This is a genomic window from Pseudomonas sp. PvP100, assembly GCF_017833055.1.
GTDB classification, from domain to species: domain Bacteria; phylum Pseudomonadota; class Gammaproteobacteria; order Pseudomonadales; family Pseudomonadaceae; genus Aquipseudomonas; species Aquipseudomonas syringae.
Genome location: NZ_JAFIBO010000001.1, coordinates 3,984,601 through 4,008,558 on the forward strand (window position 1 = coordinate 3,984,601; position 23,958 = coordinate 4,008,558).

Consider the following 23,958-nt stretch of genomic DNA (forward strand, 5'->3'; position numbering starts at 1 on the left):
CCGGTCTCGGGATTGATCGTTTGCTCGCTTGCAGCTGGAGGCTTACAACTTGAAGCTCCCCGGAGGAGCCTATGAGCTATGTGATCGACCGACGTCTCAACGGCAAGAACAAGAGCACGGTAAACCGCCAGCGGTTTCTGCGGCGTTACCGTGACCACATCAAGAAGGCAGTGGAGGAAGCGGTCAGCCGGCGCTCCATCACTGACATGGAACACGGCGAACAGATCAGCATTCCCGGGCGTGACATCGACGAACCGGTCCTGCACCACGGTCGCGGCGGCAAGCAGACCGTTGTTCATCCTGGCAACAAGGAATTCACCACCGGTGAGCACATCGCCCGCCCTCAAGGTGGCGCTGGCGGTAAAGGCCCCGGTAAGGCGGGCAATTCCGGCGAAGGGATGGATGAGTTTTCGTTTCAGATTACCCAGGAAGAGTTTCTTGAGTTCATGTTCGAAGACCTGGAGCTGCCGAACCTGGTCAAGCGCAACCTGACCGGCACCGACACCTTCAAGACCGTGCGCGCCGGGATCAGCAACGAAGGCAACCCGTCACGGATCAACATCATCCGCACACTGCGTTCGGCGCATGCACGCCGCATCGCACTGTCCGGTAGCAGTCGAGCGAAACTCAGGGAAGCGACCGCCGAGTTTGAGCGCATGAAGCGCGAAGAGCCGGATAACTTCGGCGACCTTCAGGAACTGGAAGTAGAAATCGACCGACTGAAGGCTCGCATTCGTCGTGTGCCCTATCTCGATACCTTCGACCTCAAGTACAACCTGCTGGTCAAGCAACCCAACCCCAGCTCAAAAGCGGTCATGTTTTGCCTGATGGACGTCTCCGGCTCCATGACCCAGGCGACCAAGGACATCGCCAAGCGCTTCTTCATCCTGCTGTACCTGTTTCTCAAGCGTAACTACGACAAGATCGACGTGGTCTTCATTCGTCACCACACCAGCGCCCGCGAAGTGGACGAGGAAGAGTTTTTCTATTCCCGGGAAACCGGCGGCACCATCGTTTCCAGCGCCTTGAAACTGATGCAGGAAATCATGGCCGCACGCTACCCGAGCAGCGACTGGAATATCTACGCGGCACAGGCGTCCGATGGCGACAACTGGAACGACGATTCGCCCATTTGCCGGGAAATCCTCACCAAACAGATCATGCCTTTCGTGCAGTACTACACGTACGTGGAAATCACGCCGCGTGAGCACCAGGCCTTGTGGTACGAATACGAACGCATCGGTGAAGATTTTGCCGACACGTTTGCCCAGCAACAGCTGGTCTCTGCCGGTGATATCTATCCGGTATTCCGCGAACTCTTTCAGCGAAGGTTAGTGTCATGACCGCCAGAGAGCAGAAGCGCCAACCCCTTTCCACGGGGTCAGAGTGGACATTCGAACTGATCCGCGCCTACGACCGCGAAATCGGCAGAATTGCCGAGCGGTACGCGCTGGACACCTATCCCAACCAGATCGAAGTGATCACGGCCGAGCAGATGATGGACGCCTATGCCTCGGTGGGCATGCCGCTGGGCTATCACCATTGGTCCTACGGCAAACACTTCCTCAGCACGGAAAAATCCTATTCTCGCGGCCAGATGGGCCTGGCCTACGAGATCGTCATCAACTCCGACCCGTGTATTGCCTACCTGATGGAAGAAAACACCATCTGCATGCAGGCGCTGGTGGTGGCCCATGCGTGCTATGGCCATAACAGCTTCTTCAAGGGCAACTACCTGTTCCGCACCTGGACCGATGCCAGTTCGATCATTGATTACCTGGTGTTCGCCAAGCAGTACATCATGCAATGCGAGGAGCGCCATGGCATCGATGCTGTGGAGGACTTGCTCGACTCCTGCCATGCGCTGATGAACTACGGTGTGGACCGCTACAAGCGCCCCTACCCGATTTCAGCCGAAGAAGAGCGGCGTCGGCAGAAGGACCGGGAGGAGCACCTTCAGCGACAGATCAACGATCTTTGGCGCACCATCCCGAAAAGTGCCGACAAGAGCAGCAAGGAAGACAACGCGCGCTTTCCGGCCGAGCCGCAGGAAAACATTCTCTACTTCATAGAGAAACACGCCCCGCTGCTGGAACCATGGCAGCGCGAAGTGGTGCGCATCGTGCGCAAGATCGCGCAGTATTTCTATCCACAGCGCCAAACCCAAGTGATGAACGAAGGCTGGGCGACGTTCTGGCACTACACGCTGATGAATGACCTGTACGACGAAGGGCTGGTCACCGACGGCTTTATGATGGAGTTCCTGCAGTCGCACACCAGCGTTATTTTCCAGCCCGGTTTTGACAGCCCCTACTACAGCGGCATCAATCCCTATGCGCTGGGCTTTGCCATGTATCAGGACATCCGGCGGATGTGCGAACACCCTACCGATGAGGATCGCCAATGGTTTCCGGAAATTGCCGGCAGCGACTGGCTGACGGCGATCAAGTTCGCGATGACCAGCTTCAAGGACGAGAGCTTCATTCTCCAGTACCTGTCGCCCAAGGTGATTCGCGACCTGAAGCTGTTCAGCATCATGGACGACGACCAGAAGGACGACCTGCTGGTGCCCGCCATTCATGATGAAAACGGCTATCGGACCATCCGCGAAATACTCGCTGCACAGTACAACCTGGGCAATCGGGAGCCCAATGTGCAGATCTACAGCATCGACCGCCGAGGCGACCGCTCGCTGACCTTGCGCCATCAACAGCACAATCGCAAACCGCTTGGTGACTCGACAGACGAGGTGCTCAAACACCTGCACCGGCTGTGGGGCTTTGACATCCACCTGGAAACCTTGCAGGGCGATCAGGTGGTCAAGACTCATCACGTACCACCGAAAGGCGAGCATGCCGACAGTGAGTATCCCCGGCTTGATATGGCGGTCGTCCACCTTTAAGCGCTAGGGCACTAGCGCGTTAAACGCTTGCTCATACAGCTTTAGCCTCCATAAGTACGACACAAGGTTTATCCTGTCGCGCTTACGGAGGCTTTTTATGCAGATTTATAAAGTGGGCGGTGCTGTACGCGACCGTCTTCTGGGTCAACCTGTCACGGACATCGACTGGGTGGTAGTCGGCGCAAGCACCGAGGACATGCTGATCAAGGGCTATCGCCCGGTCGGTACAGATTTCCCGGTGTTTCTGCATCCGCTGACCAATGAGGAATACGCGCTGGCGCGCACCGAGCGCAAGAGCGGTGTGGGCTATGGGGGCTTTGTTTTCCACGCCAGCCCCGAGGTAACGCTCGAGCAGGACTTAATTCGGCGCGACCTGACGATCAATGCCATGGCTGAAGACAAGGACGGTAATTTAACCGATCCCTACAACGGCCAGAAGGATCTGGAAGCGCGGATATTACGTCACGTTTCACCCGCATTCGCCGAAGATCCCCTCAGAGTCTTGCGTGTGGCCCGATTCGCAGCGCGCTACGCCGGTTACGGTTTTACCATCGCGCCCGAGACCCTGGGATTGATGCGACAGCTCAGTGAATCGGGCGAACTCAAGGCGCTGACTGCCGAGCGAAGCTGGAAGGAAATCTCTCGCGCACTCATGGAAGAACAGCCTCAGGTGTTCATCCAGGTACTGCACGACTGCGGCGCGCTCAAAGAGCTGATGCCCGAAGTCGAAGCGTTGTTTGGTGTACCGCAGCCGGCGGCGCATCATCCGGAAATAGACACTGGCGTCCACGTGCTCAGCGTCCTTGAGCAATCCGCACGCCACAAACACCCGCTGACAGTGCGCTGGGCCTGCCTGCTGCACGACCTCGGCAAAGGGCTGACGCCGGAAGCCGAATGGCCAAGGCACATCGCCCATGAACACACCGGCCTGCGCCTGATAAAAGCGGTCAACGAGCGTTTTCGTGTACCACGGGACTGCCAGGAACTGGCGCTGCTGGTCGGCCAGTACCACACTCATGGCCACCGTGCGCTGGAGCTGAAACCCTCGACCCTGCTGGAGCTGTTGCAAAGCTTCGACGTCTACCGCCGCCCGCAGCGCTTTGAAGAGTTCATTGCCGCATGCGAGATGGACGCCAAGGGGCGTCACGGCTTCGAGCAACGCAGTTATCCACAGGCCGACTACCTGCGCGGCGCCGCCGAGGTCGCACGCGCGGTATCAGTACAGCCGTTGCTGGAACAGGGCCTGAAAGGCAAGGAACTGGGTGACGCACTGAAGAACGAGCGCTTGAAGGCACTGAAAACCTACAAGGTCGAGCACCTCGCCTGACAGCCTCTCGTGCACGGTTATCGCTCCCGCGCTCCGCGTGGTAGCGCAGCCCTGGACGCTCTGCGTCCGATCTTCAGCTTTGGCACGAGAAGCGTCAGAGCTGGAAGGCGCGGACAGGCTCAGCTACGCAGCAAATCCTCAGGCGTCAGTGCCAACCCGCGCCACTGGAACGCCACCGGCCAAAGCTGCTGATCGATCTGCGCATCAGCCCAGAGTTTGCTGAAAGAAATCCCCACACCGGGATGCAGACGTTCAGAGGCAATCAACGCCAATGGACGCAGTACGAAGGCATTCTTCAGAATTTCTGCCCTCGGCAAGATCAGCCCGTCGAAATTACCGACCTGTTCGCCGTACAGCAGCACATCGATATCCAGCGGCAACCCTTTGCGATCCGGGGCATAACGGCCATTGTCCGCTTCGATGAATTTCAGGCGACGATCCAGCTCCATCAAGGGCAGATCGGTCAGTGCCGACACCACGAGATTGAAGAATGGCCCGCTCTTGATACCCACGGCATGGCTTTCAAAAACCGGCGAACAGCTCAGGTCGGTCAGGAAGCCATCCAGCGCATCGAGCCCCGCAACCAGATGGCGCTCACGCTCGATGTTGCTCCCCAGGCCGAGGAAAATCCGCGTCAGCGACATCCGCGCTCGATCTCCACGCCCACACCGGCTGCGGCCGCTACAGCACCGGGCTTGGTCAGTTTCAGGCGCAGCCAGGGAATATTGAATTCACCCATCAGCACTTCGGCCAGTCGCTCGGCGAAGGTCTCCACCAACTGGAACTGTGCCTGCTCGGCGAACGCCTGAATACGTGTCGAGACACTGGCGTAGTCGAGGGCCTTGCTCAGATCGTCCCCTGCGGCTGCGGGGCGATTGTCCCAGGCAAAGCTGAGGTCCAGACGCAGGCACTGACGAATGCCGCGCTCCCAGTCATAGGCGCCAATGACCGTATCGACCTCAAGGCCCTCGATGAAAACTCTGTCCAAGCACTACTCTCCACTGCACGACAAGGGCGCGATGCGCCGTTAGAATCAGGGCATCCTCGCCCGGAATGGTTCGCATGTTTTGGTTACTGGCCACCTTCGCCTACCTGCTTGGCTCGCTGTCCTTCGCCATCCTGCTCAGCCGCCTGAGCGGCAGGCCGGACCCGCGCGCCAGTGGCTCCGGCAATGCCGGCGCGACCAACATGCTGCGTCTGGCCGGGAAAAAACTCGCCATCCTGACCCTGCTCGGCGACCTCTGCAAAGGCCTGGTGCCGATCCTGATCGCCAGCGCCTTGGGCATGGACATCGCACAACAGGGCTGGATCGGCGTCTGCGCAGTGCTGGGCCATCTGTTCCCGCTGTACTTCCGCTTCCGCGGTGGCAAAGGCGTAGCGACCGCCGCCGGTGTGCTGCTGGGCCTGTATCCGCCCGCCGCTGCCCTGGCGATAGTCGCCTGGCTGCTGACGCTGTACCTGACCCGCACCAGCTCGCTTGCAGCCCTGATTGCCACACCCCTGACCCTGCCATTGCTGGCGTGGCAGGAGCCTCATGCTTTGCTGCCGATGAGCGTGTTGACCCTGCTCATCGTCTGGCGCCATCGCGGCAATCTACGCGACCTGCTCGCCGGGCGCGAACGACATTTCTGAGGCGTAACCCGCCTCGTCTGCCGTCACAGCCCCGACAACTGCTCCATGGGCCAGCGCGCCTGCACGCTGATGCTCAAATCTTCCTTCTGCCCGACCTGCAAACGCTGGCACCCGGCAAAAGCGATCATGGCGCCGTTATCGGTACAAAACTCGGGCCGTGCGTAATAGACATGGCCGCGCAAGTCGCCAAGCATGCTTTCCAGCGAAGCGCGCAGCGCCTTGTTGGCGCTGACGCCACCGGCAATCACCAGGCTCTTGAGACCGGTCTGCTTGAGCGCACGCTTGCACTTGATGGTCAAAGTCTCTACTACCGCTTGCTGGAAGGCCAGAGCGATGTCGCAGCGGGTTTGCTCACTGTCGTCTCCAGCGCTCCGGCATTGCTGCCAGGTATTGAGCGCAGAGGTTTTCAGGCCGCTGAAGCTGAATTCCAGACCGGGACGATCAGTCATCGGCCGAGGGAAGACAAAACGCCCTGCCACGCCCTGCATGGCCGCCTTTGAAATCTCCGGACCGCCGGGGTACTGCATGCCCATCATCTTGGCGGTCTTGTCGAACGCCTCGCCTGCGGCATCATCCAGCGTCTCGCCCAGCAGCTCGTACTGACCGATGCCGTCGACGCGCACCAACTGCGTATGACCGCCGGACACCAGCAAGGCGACGAACGGGAACTGTGGCGGGTTTTCTTCCAGCATAGGGGCCAGCAGATGACCTTCCATGTGATGCACGCCCAGCGCCGGGATATCCCAGGCGAACGCCAGTGCCTGAGCGCACGAAGCGCCGACCAGCAAGGCGCCGACCAGCCCAGGGCCGGCCGTATAGGCAATGGCGTCGATATCAGTGGCCACGCAGTCCGCCTCGGCCAGTGTCTGGCGAATCAGGGGCAGCATGCGCTTGACGTGATCGCGCGAAGCCAGCTCCGGTACCACACCGCCATAGGCACGATGCAGGTCGATCTGGCTGAATAATGCGTCCGCAAGCAAACCGCGTTCGCTGTCGTATAACGCGACGCCGGTTTCGTCGCAGGAGGTTTCTAATCCCAGTACTAGCATGGGGTTGCGCCTTGTAGGGGGCAGATTTGAAGGCGCGCATAATAGTCGCCGACCGAGGTGCCGACCAGCGGTTTTCGATCAGAGGCTTTGCATTCCTCTCAATGAGGGGTTAACATCCGCAACCCTTAAAAACCGACGTACTTTTGTGCAGTGTTTGCACTGAGCGTTGACCCCGGTAATGAATGAAGGTAGCTCTGGATGCCAGCCGTCAAAGTTAAAGAGAACGAACCCTTCGACGTAGCTCTGCGTCGTTTCAAGCGCTCCTGCGAAAAAGCCGGTGTTCTGGCTGAAGTTCGTAGCCGCGAATTTTACGAGAAGCCGACTTCGGAGCGTAAGCGCAAGGCAGCAGCTGCTGTCAAACGCCACGCCAAGAAAGTCCAGCGCGAACAGCGCCGCGCCGTTCGTCTGTATTAATTTACAGACCTTCGTCGCAAGCTTCTGCCTTGCCCGGCCAACCAGCCGGGCTGTCGGCAGTTACAGCTTCGCTGTTTTGCGTTTGCTTTATTGATTGACCCTGTCCAGGCCGCACATGCGACTCGGATATTCAGTCAAGCACGTCCCGGCCTGTTCACAGGCTACATCGGTCATACCCACTCGGGCAGCACATCGACCGATGACAAGACGAGTATGCCTTGATGACTTCGCAAGAAGCTCAGCCAAGGCAGCGTCTTCCGTGTCCTCAGGCTCTGACCACTCACCGTGGGCAAAAAAGCTTGTGGCCTTTCTGATCCACTCGCGGGATCAGATCTATTCCTTTCAGGCCAACACCGTCCTTCGGATGCAAAGACGTGCCCGTTTATTGCCGACGTCTTCAAAAAGACGGCTGACAGGCTGACGGAACGCTCGTAGAGTCATCCGATACTTTTGCACCACGCTTGAATGATGAGAACGCCATGGCCGGGCTGATTCCCCAGAGCTTTATCGACGACCTTCTGAACCGCACCGATATTGTCGATGTTGTCAGTTCGCGCGTGCAGCTCAAGAAAGCCGGGAAGAATTACACCGCGTGCTGCCCGTTCCACAAAGAGAAAACACCCTCTTTCAGCGTCAGCCCGGACAAGCAGTTCTATTACTGCTTCGGCTGCGGCGCAGGTGGCAACGCGCTCGGCTTCATCATGGACCACGACAACCTGGACTTCCCCCAGGCCGTCGAAGACCTGGCCAAGGCCGCCGGCATGGAAGTGCCTCGCGAACAGAGCGTAAAAGGCCAGAAGCCCCGACAACCGACCGATTCCCCGCTCTACCCGCTGCTGACCGCCGCCGCCGAGTTCTACCGCCAGGCCCTGAAAAGCCACCCGTCACGCAAGGCTGCGGTGGACTACCTCAAGGGCCGCGGGCTGTCCGGCGAAATTGCCAGGGACTTTGGCCTGGGCTTCGCCCCTCCCGGATGGGACAACCTGTACAAGCACCTGAGCAGCGACTCATTGCAGCAAAAGGTGATGATCGATGCCGGCCTGCTGATCGAGAACGCCGAAACCGGCAAACGCTACGACCGCTTCCGCGACCGGGTGATGTTTCCGATCCGTGACTCACGCGGGCGCGTCATCGCCTTTGGCGGCCGCGTACTGGGCGATGATAAACCCAAGTATCTGAACTCCCCGGAAACACCGGTTTTCCACAAGGGCCAGGAGCTGTACGGGCTGTTCGAGGCGCGCAAATTCAATCGCAACCTCGATGAAATCATCGTCGTTGAAGGCTACATGGACGTCATCGCCCTGGCCCAGCAAGGGTTGCGCAATGCCGTGGCCACGCTGGGTACTGCAACCAGCGAAGAGCATTTGAAGCGCCTGTTCAGGGTCGTGCCTAACGTACTGTTCTGCTTCGACGGCGATCAGGCCGGACGCAACGCTGCATGGCGTGCGCTGGAAGCGACCCTGTCGAACCTGCAGGACGGACGCCGGGCGCGCTTTCTGTTTCTTCCCGAAGGCGAAGACCCGGACACGCTGGTGCGCTCCGAAGGCACCGACGCGTTCAAGGCACGCATCAATCAGCACGCGCAGCCGCTGGCCGATTATTTTTTCGAGCAACTGACCAAAGAGTCCGATCCGCGCTCGCTGGAGGGCAAGGCGCACATGGCCACCCTCGCGGCGCCATTGATCGACAAGGTACCCGGCGCGAACCTGCGTATTCTGATGCGTCAGCGCCTGACCGAAATTACCGGACTGACCGGCGAAGCCGTCAGCCAGTTGGTGCAGAGCGCGCCGGCAGAGGCGCCACCGAGTTACGACCCGTATGTCGACTACGACGCCATGCCTGATTTTGCCGATTACCAGCCACAAGGCGGTTATGAGCCTCAGCAGGAATGGACGCAGAAGAAAACCGGCGGTCCGAATCAAAAAAAATGGGACAACAAATCCTGGGGCAAAAAAGGCAAGCGCCAGGACTTCGAACCTCGAACGCCGCGCGTACCCACCGCCGTCGAGCCGCCCATGCAGGCCGCACTGAGAACCCTGCTGCATCACCCCGAATTGGCGGAAAAGGTCGAAAATGCCAGCCATTTCGCTGCAGAAGACCAATCCAACGCACAACTGCTGGTCGCTCTTATCGAGGCTCGGCAAAAGAATCCAAACCTTCGGTCGTTACAGTTGATAGCGCGATGGCACGGTACTGAACAGGGCCGCTTGCTGCGTGCCCTGGCAGAAAAGGAATGGCTGATTGAGGCCGATAACCTTGAACAACAGTTTTTCGACACTATAACTAGCTTATCCGCTCGCCAACGCGAGCGCAGTCTGGAACATCTGATCAGCAAGGCTCGGCAGACCGAGTTGAGCGCAGAAGAGAAAATTCAGCTTAGGGAACTGCTAAATCGCAATGTTCCCGCACAAACCCCGACCTCAACTGGCGCGTGAGGTCATAGCTCGGGTATAATCCTCGGCTTGTTTTTTGCCCGCCAAGACCTTCAGTGGATAGGGTGTTATGTCCGGAAAAGCGCAACAGCAATCTCGTATCAAAGAGTTGATCACCCTGGGTCGTGAGCAGAAGTATCTGACTTACGCAGAGGTCAACGACCACTTGCCCGAGGATATTTCAGATCCCGAGCAGGTGGAAGACATCATCCGCATGATCAACGACATGGGGATCCCGGTACACGAGAGTGCTCCGGATGCGGACGCCTTGATGCTGGCCGACGCCGATACCGACGAGGCAGCCGCAGAAGAAGCGGCTGCAGCGTTGGCAGCGGTCGAGACCGACATCGGGCGTACCACCGATCCTGTTCGTATGTACATGCGGGAAATGGGTACCGTTGAACTTCTGACCCGTGAAGGCGAAATCGAAATCGCCAAACGTATCGAAGAAGGCATCCGTGAAGTGATGGGCGCAATTGCGCACTTCCCAGGCACGGTTGACCACATTCTCTCCGAATACACACGCGTCACCAGTGAAGGCGGTCGCCTTTCCGATGTCCTGAGCGGCTATATCGACCCGGACGACGGCATTGCGCCGCCTGCCGAAGTCCCGCCGCCTGTCGACCCCAAAGCCGCGAAGGCAGAAGGGGCCGATGACGACGAGGAAGAGTCGGCAGACGCCAGCGACGAAGAAGACGAAGTCGAGAGCGGTCCTGATCCGGTCATCGCCCAGCAGCGCTTCGGTGCGGTTTCCGATCAAATGGAAATCACCCGCAAGGCCCTGAAGAAATTTGGTCGCGACGACAAGCACGCCATTGCCGAAATGGTTGCGCTGGCCGAACTGTTCATGCCGATCAAACTGGTTCCAAAACAGTTTGAAGGTCTGGTAGAGCGTGTACGCGGTGCTCTTGAGCGTCTTCGTGCTCAGGAACGCGCCATCATGCAGCTGTGTGTACGTGATGCACGTATGCCGCGCGCCGACTTCTTGCGCCAGTTCCCGGGCAACGAAGTTGACGAAAGCTGGACTGACGCACTGGCCAAGGGCAAGAGCAAATACGCCGAAGCCATCGGTCGCCTGCAGCCTGACATCCAGCGTTGCCAGCAGAAGCTGTCCGCACTGGAAGAAGAGACCGGCCTGAAAATCGCCGAGATCAAGGACATCAACCGTCGCATGTCGATCGGTGAGGCCAAGGCCCGCCGCGCGAAGAAAGAGATGGTTGAAGCGAACTTGCGTCTGGTGATCTCCATCGCCAAGAAGTACACCAACCGTGGCCTGCAATTCCTCGATTTGATCCAGGAAGGCAACATCGGTTTGATGAAGGCTGTGGACAAGTTCGAATACCGTCGTGGCTACAAGTTCTCGACCTATGCCACCTGGTGGATCCGTCAGGCAATCACTCGCTCGATTGCCGACCAGGCACGCACCATTCGTATTCCGGTGCACATGATCGAGACGATCAACAAGCTCAACCGCATTTCCCGGCAGATGTTGCAGGAAATGGGTCGCGAACCGACCCCGGAAGAGCTGGGCGAACGCATGGAAATGCCTGAGGATAAAATCCGCAAGGTATTGAAGATCGCAAAAGAGCCGATCTCCATGGAAACCCCGATCGGTGACGACGAAGATTCGCACCTGGGTGACTTCATCGAAGACTCGACCATGCAGTCGCCAATCGATGTCGCCACTGTTGAAAGCCTGAAGGAAGCGACACGCGAAGTGCTGTCGGGCCTTACTGCCCGTGAAGCCAAGGTTCTGCGCATGCGTTTCGGCATCGACATGAATACCGACCACACGCTTGAAGAGGTTGGTAAGCAGTTTGACGTAACCCGCGAGCGGATTCGTCAGATCGAAGCCAAGGCACTGCGCAAGCTGCGTCACCCGACAAGAAGCGAGCACCTGCGCTCGTTCCTCGACGAGTAATCGCACCAGCGAGTCAACAAAACCCCCGGCATGCCGGGGGTTTTGCGTTTCCGGGGCAAAAGAAAATTCAAAGTTTGCAGGCTCAGTTGTCAATTGACCCAATCAAGAAGAGGTCAGACATCAGTCTAATTGCAGCTCCTGAAGAATTGACCTACAACTATGTATCACACCAGACACCAGCGCTCTTCGAACCAAGCCTTGGATCATTGAAGTTACAAGGTTACGCCACACCATCACCAGCGATAGTCAGACACGGACGTAAGCCGCATATGCGTGGAGTAATCAACAACAGTCACCGGGAAGCGTCGTGCCTGTCCGAGGGAAAATTCGCCTCGATCTTCGCTCAATGTCCGGATGCCATGCTTATCGTCAGCCTTGCTGACGGGCACATCATGGACGCCAACGAGGCGTTCGTAGAGCGAACCGGCCTCCCCCTTGATGAAGTGATTGGCAAGACACCGACAGAACTGAATCTGTGGGCAGTGCCAGGCATCGGCCCAAAAGTCTTGCTGCAATTGCAGACCGACGATATCCATAATCTGGAGATACCCTTTCGGCGCAAAAACGGCGAAACCTTTTCAGGGCTCATGTCCGCCCAACCGTTCGAGCATAGCCCGATACCTGCCGTGCTGGTGATAGTGCGTGACATCACCCAGCTCAAACTGGCCCGCCAACAACTGCAGCTTTCCGAAGAGAAGTTCGCCAAAGCCTTTCATGCCTCGCCTGACGGGATGGCGATTACCCGGCAACAGGACGGCATGCTGCTGGAGGTCAACGAAGGGTTTTGCCGTCAGACCGGGTACAGCGAAAAGTACTGCCTTGACCACTCGACATTTGACCTGGGCATCTGGGTTGACCTGAGCGAGCGCTCAAGGCTCATCGAACGCATGAAAAAGCATGGCTTCGTCAAAGACATGCGGGTCCGCATTCGTCACAACAATGGCGATATTCGACTGTGCGAACTGTCCTCTCAACCCCTCATCATCGCCGGCGAAGACTGTCTGCTGACGATCACACGCGATATCACCGAAAGCAGGCAAATGCAGGAGAAACTGCATCTGGCGGCGACTGTTTTCGAGAGCACTGCCGAAGGTGTGCTCATCACCAATACCGACCAGAGCATCAGCGCCGTCAACCGCGCGTTCACGGAAATCACTGGCTACAGCGAAAGTGAAGCCATCGGCCAGACCCCTCGCCTGCTTGCCTCTGGCCAACATGACAGCGCGTTCTATGCCGCGATGTGGCACCAACTCACAGCCGAGGGCCACTGGCAGGGCGAAATCAGCAACCGCCGCAAGAACGGCGAGCTCTACCCGAGCTGGCTGACCATCAGTGCCGTGCGCAACAAAGACGACCTCCTGACCCACTTCGTCGCCGTCTTCGCCGACATCTCCAGCCTCAAACACGCCCAGGCGCGCCTCGACTATCAGGCCCACCATGACCCGCTCACCGGCCTGCCCAACCGAATACTATTCGAGAGCAGGCTTCAGGCCGCCCTGCTGCACAGCGAAGAATCCGGCAGTCTCGGCGCAGTTCTGTTCCTCGATCTGGATCGCTTCAAGCACATCAATGACAGCCTGGGCCACCCGGTCGGCGACCTGCTGCTCAAAGGCATCGCACACCGCCTCAAGGAGACCCTGCGCGACATCGACACCGTCGCACGCTTGGGCGGCGACGAGTTCATCGTTCTGCTGCCCGGCCTGCTGCAAGCCAGCGATGCGCAGGCCATCGCCAATAAATTACTGGCCTGCTTCAACACGCCCTTCGAGGCTGGCGAACATGAGCTCTACATCAGTCCCAGCATTGGCAGCTGCGTGTTCCCCACCGACGGCACCGACGTAGCCACGCTGGTCAAAAATGCCGACGCGGCGATGTACCGTTCCAAGGCAAAAGGCCGCAACAGGGTCGAAAGCTATACCTGCGACCTCAGTGAGCAGGCCAGCGAGCGCATCGCCCTCGAGCAGGAACTGAGAAGAGCTCTGGAGCGCAATCAACTGACACTGGCCTACCAGCCCAAAATCGACCTGCTGACCCACACAATGGCAGGCGCAGAAGCCCTGATCCGCTGGAACCACCCAACCTTTGGCGAAGTGCCGCCCGAGCACTTCATTCCCCTGGCTGAAGAAAACGGCATGATCCTGCAGATTGGCGACTGGGTGCTGGAGCAGGCCTGCCGCCAGATGGGCGTATGGCGCAAGACCTGTCAGCCGTTCGGCCCGCTCTCGGTGAACCTGGCAGGCGCGCAACTGCGCCAGACCAACCTGCTCGAACGCATCGAACAACTGCTCACGGATAACGGCCTGGAACCCGGCTGCCTGCAACTGGAGATCACCGAGAACTTCATCATGAGCCAGACCCAGGAAGCGCTGGCCGTGCTGCACCAATTGAAGACACTCGGTGTGCAACTGGCGATCGACGACTTCGGCACCGGCTACTCCTCACTGAGCTACCTCAAACGCCTGCCACTGGACATCCTCAAGATCGACCAGTCCTTCGTCCGCGGCCTGCCGGAAGACACCCACGACGCCGCCATCGTCCGCGCCATCATCGCCCTTGGGCGCAGCCTGCAACTGACCGTGATCGCCGAGGGCGTGGAGAACAGCGAGCAGCAGCAATTTCTGACCAGCGAAGGCTGCGAACAGATCCAGGGCTACATCGTCAGCCTGCCCCTCGACGCCGAAGAATTCCGCGAGAGATTTCTTCTTATGAATCTTTCGGACTTTTCGGATAGCACAGCCGCGAAACCGCCGTTATAATCCGCGACCTACTGAGGGCCCATAGCTCAGTTGGTTAGAGCAGAGGACTCATAATCCTTTGGTCCACGGTTCGAGTCCGTGTGGGCCCACCACCTTTGAAAGCCGCGCATTGCGCGGCTTTTTTGTTTTTGGGCGGACCGCTTCAGAGACATTCCAAGGGTGCAATTTAGGAAACAGTGCTGGTTCGCCAGCCGCCTAGGATGCGAATTTGACACCGGCTTCTGATTTTGACTGACCTGTAAGCGGCATTTGAAATCCTGCGCAAAGGCTTCGTTCGCTGAGTGCTTGGGTAGGTCAATGACTTCCGTCAGCATGAGTCAAAATCGCATCAGCGGCCACGCTAATGAAGCTTTTCTCGGCGCAGAGCCGCTTGTACCGCTTCATTACGCCACCAGAAACGCGCTAGGATAGTCGCCCACAAGGTAAGGCCCACCGCTGCAGGGTCTGATTAGCAAGATGTCACAAGGAGATAAAAGATATGAATGGATTCGAAAGTCCCACCAGTGTCGAATCAACACACGCAGTGTTCCGATTGTCTTGGCTGGCCTATGCCAACACAGTGATGACAATCATTTTCTTCATCGTCGTGTCGATAGCCATCGGCCAGTGGACCGCCCACAACGCTCAATCGGACGCAGCCTTTCGGCTGGGTATGACGGCCAGCGTATTTATTCTGGTCGTGTCCCTTTCGGTGTGCATCTACAACATCCTCTTTCTTAAAAGCGTTAGGGTTTACACGGATGACGTGGGTGTTTGGCTGTACAGGGGCATTTTGCCCTGGAGCAAAGGGGTTCGCGGCGTGAAGTGGCGCGATATTGAAGACGCCATGTATTACACGGGTTTCTTCAGTTGGGTCTTCCGAGCGTACACCGTGCGCGTTGGCCATCGCTTTACCAAGACAAGCGAAATCATCGTGCCCCACCTGGCGCAGGGTCACAAGGCGGTCGAGCACATCAACCATCTGCACCAGACGATACTCAAGTCGGAGCAGGCCGCTGAGCTCGCATAGGTGTTTGGCCGTTGGGGCGTAACTGATCCGGAAGGTAAGCCGAGGATGTAGTTCGTCAAGGCCAGAAACGCGAGCCTGCAATCTTATCGTGCCATTACGCTAAATTTCGGTACTATTCGAGTATGTAGGATTCTCTGAATGGTAGAGAAATGGACTTCATCCTTGTTACTGCCCAGGCGCAGCGCACGCAGAAGCTCTATACGAGCACACTCAGACTCCTGAACACGCTTCGGAAGAGCTACAGACACCTCACGGCCTTGAAAATCAACCTCAGAGCCAACTCGAAGCATCTGCCCTCGGTGATCACCCTCATACGTGGCCGCACTTTCAGAACTGAAATGCCGCTAACGTTACCCAAGGCATTGGCTTTTTTGACGCAAAAGTGGCAATGCCGAAATCCAGCAATGTGCTGCTCACATACGCCGTCAAGTCGGATGCAAAGGCATATCAGGGCATTATGTATTAACGCACAGAGCCAGAGTAAATTTAAATGCTTCTGGCTTTAAAGGTGAGACCTTGACCAACAAGAAAAAAGCAGCTAACTCAGGCATAGACGCTCTGCTAGGCTTCGAGTTTCAACGTAATTGCGCACTGTACTTATTGCTAAATGATTACGCCCGAATCAGCAGTCGAGAGTTTTTCCTATGCGTAGAACATCATGATGACTTTCTATTTTGCTACAGATCGAATTGCCTAAGCAATATTGAAGTAATTCACTCATATCAAGCAAAAAAACTTTCAGGCAGCGTATGGACGATCGATGCGCGATTTGCCGAAGTCATAGCAAAGATGCTTGGGGTTGGCAATAACTTAAAAAACGACCCAGCAACAAAGTGCAAAGACTACGTGCATAGCTTAACCTTCATATCAAATACCGATATCAAGTTAAGTTATTCACCAAAAAAAATAGAAAAGGCAAATGGAAAAGAAGATATAACCCATTTTCTTAACGAGCAAAATTGCAAGAGTCATTACAATGACATCCCTGAAGACATAAAAAACAAAATAAAAGAAAAAGTGCGTGAGCATTGCCTCAAAGAATCAACCACATATCACGAGACTGAACTTTCTAATTTGCAAATCGAATGGGTGGATTTCCCCCGCAACAAAAACTCTCAAAAAGATTCTTTAGTCGGTTTGATGTGCAGAAAATTCCCTCACATCTCAGACCATTCAGCAGCGATCGAACTGCTTCTAAGTCTATTTAGAGATGTCGAAGCTGTATACAACCAAGGCAAAATTGTTAGCTTACTCGACAAAACCAAAAGAATTGAGGGTAACGAGATAAAAAAAGCGATTAATGTTATCCAAACAGAGCAAAAAACATTCGAACTCTGGCGAACTTATTCAGTAGAATTATCTCGGAAATTTCAGATACCCATACACATTCAAAACAGCCACGAGAGCCGTATCAAAGATACCTTTGAACTACTAAAAGACATGAGCAACAATGAACACCAAATAATAAAAAACTTTATTAAAGAAAATAATTACACTTCAAGCTTTTACACTTATGACGACATGTTTCAGGAATACGTTAACAACATCAAAGATAAACACAATATAAACCTGAAGAGCGTAGAAATATTCTTTGCTGCTCTATGTGCATTTGTGCAGTATTACAGCGAGACATGAAAATGAATGTAACCCTGACGTTCGACCTGTTATTTGTTAGCTCCGAATCACATGGTCTTTGCTTCTGCGACGAGTTCTCGCCGGGCGCAAATATAATTAGCGGACGAAACACATCGGGAAAAAGCTCACTAATACAGAGCTTATTATATACTTTTGGAATTAACGATATCAAAGAGAGCCTGGGTGAAATCCTAAGCTATCATCCAACATTCAGAGTTGACTTCTCTAAAACAGTCGACGGAAATGAAGAAAAATACTCTATAGTAAGAACGCAAAGATCAATCTACGTTAAGGAGCCGACTGGAAAAGTGGTTCCTTTTCATGGTATCAATGCTGACAATAGTGCTGAGCACGTCGTATTGAAGGAATACTTACGAAACCTGGTCGGATTTACCCTACAGCTTGAGCAAAAAGGTGAGCTTAAGCCCGCACCTCTCGAAAGCATGTTTCTACCATACTATATTTCGCAGTCTGTAGGCTGGGTTTATTTGCGAGAGTCATTTTCAAATCTACAATATTACAAGGGATTTAAAGATGACTACTTAGACTACTATCTGGGTGTAAGCAACAGCTTCGATCGTGTAGAACATAGACAGCTGTTACAGCGAAAGGAACGATTATCAGCTGACGTCAGCAATCTCAGACGATACGGAAAAAAGGCGGAATTCCAATTCGCAAAATTAGTCGACGAAGAGTTTGGAGATCAGGCCGAAAAGTACATAGAGAATTATGTCAAAAAAACTAGATTATTAGAAGAAGAAAGGAACAAATACATAAGCTTATGCAACAAACTTTCTCTACTACAAAATCACCACAAGATCCTAAAAAGAACAAAGAGCAATATCAAGAAGCAAAACTATAACGATGTGGATCGTTGCCCGGCATGTACCCAAGTGCTTACATACTCACTGGAAGGCTTATACAGTTACTATCAAAAATATAATGATACTGTCAAGCTTGAATCACACATCACCGAGCAGCTATCAGATAAGAAATCAGAAATCCATACATCCAATAAAAAAATTAAGGCAATAAGGTACGAAATATCTAACGACTACAGCGCTCTAGTAGACAGGGCCGTGGATGGCGTTACTTTTAACCAATGGATATCTAACAAAGCTAACGCTACGCTATACAGAAAAATGCAAGCCGATATTGAGAACGCAGAAGTTGAGTTGGAGAACATAAAGACGGCTCTTGACTCTATGACAACAGAAAAGGAAACCATATCCAAGCGAGCCAATAAAGAAGCTGAGTTTAAAAAGATTTTCTCGAGCTATATGTCGTTATTGGAACTCAAACCACTGACCGACGCTAGGTATTTAGAGTTGTATAAAATCAGTTCCTTCCCCCGGCAAGGCGTTGAACTTCACAAGACGGTCATGGCGTATCACTTTGCATTAAACTCTTTAATCGAAAAATCAAAATCGGTTCATAGGCTCCCGTTTTTGCTAGACGCGATTCTCAAAGAGGATATTGACGAAACCAGCTTGGATACTATCCTATCATTCGTTGGCAGTAATTTACCTAAGGATACCCAAGCTTTCATTTCGATATCTGAGCACATCAAGGATGAAACTATCACCAATGAGACCGCAAAACCGATAGAAAAGTTTAAAGTCAGTGAAATTAAAGACAATTACTTCCCGAACGATACAAAGATTTTTCACATAGGCGGAGGACGATCAGAACGCAGTTTCCTTTCTCAGAACCTCGACGAATATCAAGAGATCCACCTGAGCACCGTCGAAATAACGGCAATTTAAATAAGAAAGGTAAAAACCTAACTGTGAGAAAAATACTTACTCTGACTACAGACCTCCGTTTGCTGAAGCGTCTTGACGAGAATTACCTTGCGCGTGATAACACACGGAATAACATATGAAATTTATTGTTCTGCCAGTAGGAACACCTAAGCCGGCATTGGGTCAAAACACAGTTTATTTAACTAGGGATAACTGGAACGATTATTCGTTCGTAACCATGTTTTCAATGAGTATTCATGATGGGAATGGAGTGCTTCATGACATTGGCCGAACGAAAATAGGCTTCACCGGCCAGACAGTCACCTTAGCTACTTACACAAAGCTTCCGGAGATTTTTGAAAGTTTGCCAGAGGATTTCTTTTCATTAGGTCAAAGCGTCGAATTCTACAAAAAAATGAGAAAAGTAGAAGAGCCAATTCGCTCAGAGTTATTGAAGTCGCTTAGAGATATTGTTTTCTCACCGGAAATAATCGAGCATATCAGCGATGAAAGCGTGTTCAGCACCTCCTTGCTGAGAAACTTTAGTCTATCGGTGGTGAAAGGACAATTCGCACGTGTATTGATCGGCAAAGCAGAGCTAACCGACTACAGCTTTGTTTATGCTAGACCAGAAACTGATGAGCACGGACCAATATCAATAGACGTCAAGGTTACCGTAGACTCCAAACCAAGTACTAACATTCATGCCGTAATTGGCCGAAATGGTGTTGGAAAAACGACTCTTCTTAATGGGATGATTGATGCCATCACAGGTAAATCTTCAATTGGTGGTTTTCGTGGACAACGGGGAGAACCAATAGAGTCCGACTACTTTAGTAGCCTGGTATCTGTTTCGTTCAGCGCATTTGACCCTTTTGACCCACCAAGCGAACAACCGGATCCGGCAAAAGGTACGTGCTACTTTTATATAGGATTGAAGGACGCTAAAGAACGAGGAAGGCTTAGGACGGTTCCGGAGTTGAGGGTAGATTGTGTAAAGGCGCTAATCTCATGTTTTCAACATCCGGCAAAAACTGCTAGATGGCTGAGCGCAATACAGAAACTGGGATCTGATGAAAACTTCGCTTTCATGAACTTAGAGCAACTAGCCTCAGTTTACCTAGGTGTCCGATCAAATATGCCCGTTTCAGAGCAGTCGGATTCTGAAAAATTTAAGCAAACATATTTGGAAAAAGCGCTCCCATACCTGTCCAAGATGAGTTCTGGCCACTCAGTGGTTCTACTGACTATTACAAGATTGGTGGCTACAGTTGAGGAGAAAACGCTGGTGCTGCTAGATGAGCCGGAAAGTCACTTGCACCCTCCATTGCTAGCTGCCTTTGTACGCTCACTTTCCGACCTTCTGCATGATCAAAATGGCATAGCCCTCATAGCCACTCATTCTCCGGTTGTGCTTCAGGAAGTCCCAAAAAGTTGTGGTTGGATAATTCATAGAATAGGTAAGGACGTAATCACAAGCCGTCCAAAAATCGAAACATTTGCGGAAAATGTTGGAGTGTTAACAGCCGAAGTTTTTAACTTAGAGGTAGCCCAATCAGGGTTTCATGACCTACTAGCAAAGTCTGTAACATTGGGAGGAACTTACGATGAAATAGTTAAGAGTTACCACGGACAGCTTGGCTTCGAGGGCAAAGCAATTCTACGCGTTCTCATCGCGACGCGAGATAGAGGTTTAGAAAAATGATACGGCTTGCTGAACCCAATTATACTTTAGAGCATGTGATTGATGCCTGCTTATTAGGCATAACTGGTAATAATGCTCTGAAAAGCAACGTCGAAGCGGATAAAAAAAATCTGGTAGATGTAGGTGAGCAATATTCGGCAAGCTCTCGTGGTGGCTCGCTTTACCTTCTCCAACCTATTGACTGTAGTGCAACTCAGAATCCATTGGTTTTGAATAGGTTAATGAAATCAGATCTCATCAAACTCTACGAAACTTACTTCGTTCCAGAGGAAAAGCCTGCCAGAGAGGTCTACAACAAAATCTTAAATGCGGCGATGGAGAGCTGCCCATTCTGTGGTGGAATAGGAACCCCAAGAAACCTGGATCATTTTTTACCAAAAGCTCATTTCCCTCAATTTTCAATTCTGCCCGTAAATTTAGTTCCATCATGTCGCGATTGCAATATGGATGGAAAATCTTCTGCATTTGCAGATCAAGCGTATAGTCAAATAATTCAGCCATATTTAGATAATGATAGATTTTTTCTCGACCAATGGATTGTCGCCTCGTACGAAGAAGAAGTAAATGGCGAGCCTGGGAAATTCATTTATCGTGTTAATCCCCCTGCTGAATGGAACGATACTGATAAACTTCGTGTTGCTAAGCATTTCTTGGATTTTAATTTGGCCCATCGCTATGGAGTTAAGGCCGCACAATTGTTGGGGACCGTGATGGCTCAAGTTGACTCTCTAAGGCGTATCGGCCTCAGTAATGAACTGATTCGTGAGACTATTTTCGAGCCGGGTATTTCTCAAGCTCAGTTTCCAAATCACTGGCAACGTGGATTTTATCAAGCTCTTATGCTTGTATTGGTGGATGCTCGAGTATCAAAAATTCCAGTTCTCAACCAGTAGCGAGCACAACTGAGCGAATTAGGCTGCTCATGGTTTTTTGAGAAAATCCGCGGTACGAAACGGGATCGACCTGAGCTTGCGTGGATGCCGGATCATCCGCGCGTAGGCGATGTTCGCTGCCAACCTCCGGAATGATTAAGCTCTCTAGTGTGACACCGATCATCGGTAAGCGCTCTATAAACCCCACCTAGTCAAAAGTGGGCGCTTCGTTTAGCTGTGTAGTCCAGGCTTGCAGTTCCACGGCAACAGGGCTTCGTAATCTTCAACCGAGGATGCCTTTGGCAGACGCTCCAGTGCGTGGCACAGCCACGCATAAGGCTCTTGGCTGTTGGCTTTGGCGGTCTCGACCAAAATGTAAAGTTGAGCACTGGCCGTCGCGCCTTTGGGCGTATCGCTGAACAACCAGTTCTTCCTTCCGATGACGAAAGGCCGGATCGCGCGCTCGGCGGTATTGTTGTCGATCGGCAGGTAGCCTTGCTCGACGTACCGTTCCCGTTTGCTCCAGTTGTTTGCCAGGTAGTTCACAGCCTTGCCCAGTGCATTCTGCGTGGTCATGTACGGAAGCGCTTTCTCCACCCTGGCCTTCAGCTCACTCATCACCTTGAGACTTAAATCTTGACTGTAGTGATCTAGTGATTCCAGACACTCATTCAGGCGAGAATATCGCCAGATAAAAGTGTCTGATTACCACTGCTACAGTCGCCTGCATGACAGGGGCAGGTCAGCTTTTGCGCTCTCCCCCTATCGCGGCCTTTCCCGGTGCGATTCAGGTTCAAGCCCGCTTCGGCAACTTCCAGTTCGGCCGGATGAAGTGGCAGGTATAACCGTTCGGTATCCGCTCCAGATAATCCTGATGCTCCGGCTCCGCCTCCCAGAACTCACTCGCGGGCTCGATTTGCGTGACCACACGCCCCGGCCACAGCTTGGAGGCGTCCACGTCAGCCGCGGTATCCTCGGCAATATCCCGTTGCTGTTCGCTCAGGTAGTAAATCGCCGAACGATAGCTTGGCCCAAGGTCATTGCCCTGCCGGTTAGGCGTGCTCGGGTCATGGATCTGGAAAAAGAACTCAAGAATCTGCCGGTAGCTGATTACCGCCGGGTCAAACACGATCTCAATCGCTTCGGCATGGTTGCCGTGGTTGCGGTAGGTGGCGTTCGGTACTTCGCCACCGGTGTAGCCGACTCGCGTATGCAGCACGCCGGGGTAGCGTCGCAACAAATCTTGCATGCCCCAGAAGCAGCCGCCGGCAAGGATGGCGGTTTCGGTTGGGTTGGTCATGGTCTGTCCTTGCGGTTTATGGAGACAGGGATAGTTATGGGGTGATGCCGGGCAATACCAAGCCGGATGCAGTAAAAAACAGGATCATGTTGCGAAACGAGTAAACGTCCTACAGAAGCCTTGGCGCCTTGCTCCGTTGCCTGCAGTTGCGTCAGAATCCGCTGGCTTGAGCGCTTGAGTCAGCGTTTCCAAGGTGGCTCGGTCGCTGACAACTCAGTGATCGGGTTTAGTCGACCCACTACAAACCTGCCAACCAAACAACTATAAGCCCAACCCCGCGCAAACCTGCCCACTCATCGACCCTCTCAATCACCCGATCAAAACATCCGATTAGCCATCCTCCGAAACATTCCGTAACGTTGTTTCCCGGTGCGACAGATGCGCGCACCGCTTGAGCTTTTAATCCCCCCGCTCAGCCCACGACCACGCACGAGCCCACCATGTCTTTGAACACCCCGCAGCAAATCGCTGAAATTGCCGTCGAAAGCGGCGTCAAGAAGGCCCACCTGGGCCTGCCGTCGTTGATGATCCTGGGCTTTCTGGCGGGGGCGTTCATTGCCCTCGGGTTTCTTCTCGATATTCATGTCAGCACCATGATCCCTCACGAGTGGGCGTCGCTGGGCAATCTGCTTGGCGCTGTGGTGTTTCCGGTCGGGCTGATTCTGGTGGTGCTGGCTGGCGGTGAGTTGCTGACTGGCAACATGATGAGCCTGCCCATGGCGCTGTTCGCCGGGCGTATCGGTCTGGGTCAGTTGGTGCGCAACTGGGTGCTGGTGACGCTGGCCAACCTGATCGGCGCGCTGTTCGTCGCCTATTGTTTCGGCCATGTGGTGGGGCTGACTGAAGGCGCCTTCATGGCCAAGACTGTGGCCATCGCCAATGCCAAGGTGGGGGCCAGCTTCGAACAGGCTTTCATCTCGGGTATTGGCTGCAATTGGCTGGTGTGCCTGGCGGTGTGGCTCAGCTACGCGAGCAAGGATGTGATCGGTAAAGTGGTCGGCATGTGGTTTCCGGTGATGGCATTCGTCGCGATCGGCTTTCAGCACATCGTCGCCAACATGTTCGTCATTCCTGCAGCGATCTTTGCCGGCGCCTTGAGCTGGGCGCAGTTCGGCGACAACTTCGTTCCGGTATTTTTGGGTAACGCGGTGGGCGGCGCGGTGTTCGTCGGCCTGGCCTATCACCTGGCTTTCTTCAACGCGGCGACCAAGCCTGTTGAAATGTCCAGGACCAGCGGTGCGCAAACGCCGGAATAATCC

General features: G+C 54.0%; 18 protein-coding genes, 1 tRNA gene and 1 pseudogene. 15 read left to right on the plus strand and 5 right to left on the minus strand.

Features of this window, described 5'->3' with window-relative positions:
• Nucleotides 1–71: 71 nt before the first annotated feature.
• From JOE39_RS17140 to JOE39_RS17150, 3 genes are all read left to right on the plus strand, one after another.
• Nucleotides 72–1,343, plus strand: coding sequence for a YeaH/YhbH family protein (locus JOE39_RS17140; protein WP_003316246.1), 1,272 nt, complete (start codon nt 72–74; stop codon nt 1,341–1,343).
• Entirely contained in the window at nt 1,340–2,902 is a 1,563-nt protein-coding gene (locus tag JOE39_RS17145) for a SpoVR family protein (protein WP_003419771.1), read from the plus strand. The genes JOE39_RS17140 and JOE39_RS17145 overlap by 4 nt, the downstream gene beginning before the upstream one ends.
• 97 nt (nt 2,903–2,999) lie before the next feature.
• Nucleotides 3,000–4,229: a multifunctional CCA addition/repair protein gene (locus tag JOE39_RS17150; protein ID WP_024683319.1), complete on the plus strand. Its 1,230-nt coding sequence runs from the start codon at nt 3,000–3,002 to the stop codon at nt 4,227–4,229.
• A 119-nt stretch (nt 4,230–4,348) separates the two neighbouring features.
• Here JOE39_RS17150 and folK read toward each other — a convergent pair whose 3' ends face one another.
• Both folK and folB read right to left on the minus strand, forming a co-directional pair.
• A complete protein-coding gene (folK, locus tag JOE39_RS17155; protein WP_209995584.1) occupies nt 4,349–4,873 on the minus strand; it encodes a 2-amino-4-hydroxy-6-hydroxymethyldihydropteridine diphosphokinase in 525 nt (174 codons plus the stop codon).
• Nucleotides 4,864–5,217, minus strand: a complete 354-nt coding sequence (gene folB / locus JOE39_RS17160; RefSeq protein ID WP_003316242.1) for a dihydroneopterin aldolase — start codon at nt 5,215–5,217, stop codon at nt 4,864–4,866. Before folB ends, folK begins: the two co-directional genes overlap by 10 nt.
• A 74-nt stretch (nt 5,218–5,291) precedes the next feature.
• On the opposite strand from folB, the gene plsY reads away from it, so the two are divergent.
• On the plus strand, nt 5,292–5,861 hold the full coding sequence (plsY, locus tag JOE39_RS17165) for a glycerol-3-phosphate 1-O-acyltransferase PlsY (RefSeq protein WP_003394968.1): 570 nt from the start codon (nt 5,292–5,294) through the stop codon (nt 5,859–5,861).
• A 23-nt stretch (nt 5,862–5,884) separates the two neighbouring features.
• On the opposite strand, the gene tsaD is transcribed toward plsY, so the two are convergent.
• Complete coding sequence (gene tsaD / locus JOE39_RS17170; protein WP_024665384.1) at nt 5,885–6,910, minus strand: tRNA (adenosine(37)-N6)-threonylcarbamoyltransferase complex transferase subunit TsaD; 1,026 nt, start codon at nt 6,908–6,910, stop codon at nt 5,885–5,887.
• Between the two features lie 198 nt (nt 6,911–7,108).
• Between tsaD and rpsU the strand changes: the two genes are divergently transcribed.
• The 10 genes from rpsU to JOE39_RS17220 all read left to right on the plus strand — a co-directional run bounded on the left by rpsU (nt 7,109) and on the right by JOE39_RS17220 (nt 21,420).
• Nucleotides 7,109–7,324: a 30S ribosomal protein S21 gene (gene rpsU / locus JOE39_RS17175; RefSeq protein ID WP_002551877.1), complete on the plus strand. Its 216-nt coding sequence runs from the start codon at nt 7,109–7,111 to the stop codon at nt 7,322–7,324.
• 479 nt (nt 7,325–7,803) lie between these two features.
• Nucleotides 7,804–9,759, plus strand: coding sequence for a DNA primase (gene dnaG, locus JOE39_RS17180; RefSeq protein WP_003411786.1), 1,956 nt, complete (start codon nt 7,804–7,806; stop codon nt 9,757–9,759).
• Nucleotides 9,760–9,826: 67 nt separating this feature from the next.
• The gene (gene rpoD / locus JOE39_RS17185; protein ID WP_003316235.1) at nt 9,827–11,677 is read left to right on the plus strand and encodes an RNA polymerase sigma factor RpoD; all 1,851 of its coding nucleotides are present in this window, start codon (nt 9,827–9,829) and stop codon (nt 11,675–11,677) included.
• Nucleotides 11,678–11,946: 269 nt separating this feature from the next.
• Entirely contained in the window at nt 11,947–14,433 is a 2,487-nt protein-coding gene (locus JOE39_RS17190) for a bifunctional diguanylate cyclase/phosphodiesterase (protein ID WP_210078549.1), read from the plus strand.
• A gap of 15 nt (nt 14,434–14,448) precedes the next feature.
• A tRNA-Ile gene (locus JOE39_RS17195) sits at nt 14,449–14,525 on the plus strand.
• A 386-nt stretch (nt 14,526–14,911) separates the two neighbouring features.
• Nucleotides 14,912–15,442: a hypothetical protein gene (locus JOE39_RS17200; RefSeq protein ID WP_198714012.1), complete on the plus strand. Its 531-nt coding sequence runs from the start codon at nt 14,912–14,914 to the stop codon at nt 15,440–15,442.
• A gap of 516 nt (nt 15,443–15,958) precedes the next feature.
• The gene (locus tag JOE39_RS17205) at nt 15,959–17,077 is read left to right on the plus strand and encodes a DUF4297 domain-containing protein (protein WP_245227488.1); all 1,119 of its coding nucleotides are present in this window, start codon (nt 15,959–15,961) and stop codon (nt 17,075–17,077) included.
• Nucleotides 17,078–17,079: 2 nt separating this feature from the next.
• Nucleotides 17,080–18,843, plus strand: coding sequence for an ATP-binding protein (locus tag JOE39_RS17210; RefSeq protein ID WP_210078548.1), 1,764 nt, complete (start codon nt 17,080–17,082; stop codon nt 18,841–18,843).
• A gap of 115 nt (nt 18,844–18,958) precedes the next feature.
• Nucleotides 18,959–20,527 carry an AAA family ATPase gene (locus JOE39_RS17215; protein WP_210078547.1) on the plus strand — a complete coding sequence of 523 codons (1,569 nt, stop codon included), beginning with the start codon at nt 18,959–18,961 and terminating at the stop codon, nt 20,525–20,527.
• Nucleotides 20,524–21,420, plus strand: a complete 897-nt coding sequence (locus tag JOE39_RS17220) for an HNH endonuclease signature motif containing protein (protein WP_210078546.1) — start codon at nt 20,524–20,526, stop codon at nt 21,418–21,420. Before JOE39_RS17215 ends, JOE39_RS17220 begins: the two co-directional genes overlap by 4 nt.
• A gap of 210 nt (nt 21,421–21,630) precedes the next feature.
• Here JOE39_RS17220 and JOE39_RS17225 read toward each other — a convergent pair.
• Nucleotides 21,631–22,038: pseudogene (locus JOE39_RS17225) on the minus strand (transposase); the annotation flags it as partial.
• A gap of 154 nt (nt 22,039–22,192) precedes the next feature.
• Nucleotides 22,193–22,699, minus strand: coding sequence for a peptide-methionine (S)-S-oxide reductase MsrA (gene msrA / locus JOE39_RS17230; RefSeq protein WP_099266135.1), 507 nt, complete (start codon nt 22,697–22,699; stop codon nt 22,193–22,195).
• A 440-nt stretch (nt 22,700–23,139) separates the two neighbouring features.
• On the opposite strand from msrA, the gene JOE39_RS17235 reads away from it, so the two are divergent.
• Nucleotides 23,140–23,955: a formate/nitrite transporter family protein gene (locus JOE39_RS17235; RefSeq protein WP_016569150.1), complete on the plus strand. Its 816-nt coding sequence runs from the start codon at nt 23,140–23,142 to the stop codon at nt 23,953–23,955.
• Nucleotides 23,956–23,958 lie beyond the last annotated feature (3 nt).

Bases quoted from the DNA above. Each gene is read 5' to 3' on its own strand.
- JOE39_RS17140 (WP_003316246.1), top strand. From the start codon at position 72: ATGAGCTATGTGATCGACCGACGTCTCAACGGCAAGAACAAGAGCACG.
- JOE39_RS17145 (WP_003419771.1), top strand. From the start codon at position 1,340: ATGACCGCCAGAGAGCAGAAGCGCCAACCCCTTTCCACGGGGTCAGAG.
- JOE39_RS17150 (WP_024683319.1), top strand. From the start codon at position 3,000: ATGCAGATTTATAAAGTGGGCGGTGCTGTACGCGACCGTCTTCTGGGT.
- folK (WP_209995584.1), bottom strand. From the start codon at position 4,873: ATGTCGCTGACGCGGATTTTCCTCGGCCTGGGGAGCAACATCGAGCGT.
- plsY (WP_003394968.1), top strand. From the start codon at position 5,292: ATGTTTTGGTTACTGGCCACCTTCGCCTACCTGCTTGGCTCGCTGTCC.
- tsaD (WP_024665384.1), bottom strand. From the start codon at position 6,910: ATGCTAGTACTGGGATTAGAAACCTCCTGCGACGAAACCGGCGTCGCG.
- rpsU (WP_002551877.1), top strand. From the start codon at position 7,109: ATGCCAGCCGTCAAAGTTAAAGAGAACGAACCCTTCGACGTAGCTCTG.
- dnaG (WP_003411786.1), top strand. From the start codon at position 7,804: ATGGCCGGGCTGATTCCCCAGAGCTTTATCGACGACCTTCTGAACCGC.
- rpoD (WP_003316235.1), top strand. From the start codon at position 9,827: ATGTCCGGAAAAGCGCAACAGCAATCTCGTATCAAAGAGTTGATCACC.
- JOE39_RS17190 (WP_210078549.1), top strand. From the start codon at position 11,947: ATGCGTGGAGTAATCAACAACAGTCACCGGGAAGCGTCGTGCCTGTCC.
- JOE39_RS17200 (WP_198714012.1), top strand. From the start codon at position 14,912: ATGAATGGATTCGAAAGTCCCACCAGTGTCGAATCAACACACGCAGTG.
- JOE39_RS17210 (WP_210078548.1), top strand. From the start codon at position 17,080: ATGAATGTAACCCTGACGTTCGACCTGTTATTTGTTAGCTCCGAATCA.
- JOE39_RS17215 (WP_210078547.1), top strand. From the start codon at position 18,959: ATGAAATTTATTGTTCTGCCAGTAGGAACACCTAAGCCGGCATTGGGT.
- JOE39_RS17220 (WP_210078546.1), top strand. From the start codon at position 20,524: ATGATACGGCTTGCTGAACCCAATTATACTTTAGAGCATGTGATTGAT.
- msrA (WP_099266135.1), bottom strand. From the start codon at position 22,699: ATGACCAACCCAACCGAAACCGCCATCCTTGCCGGCGGCTGCTTCTGG.
- JOE39_RS17235 (WP_016569150.1), top strand. From the start codon at position 23,140: ATGTCTTTGAACACCCCGCAGCAAATCGCTGAAATTGCCGTCGAAAGC.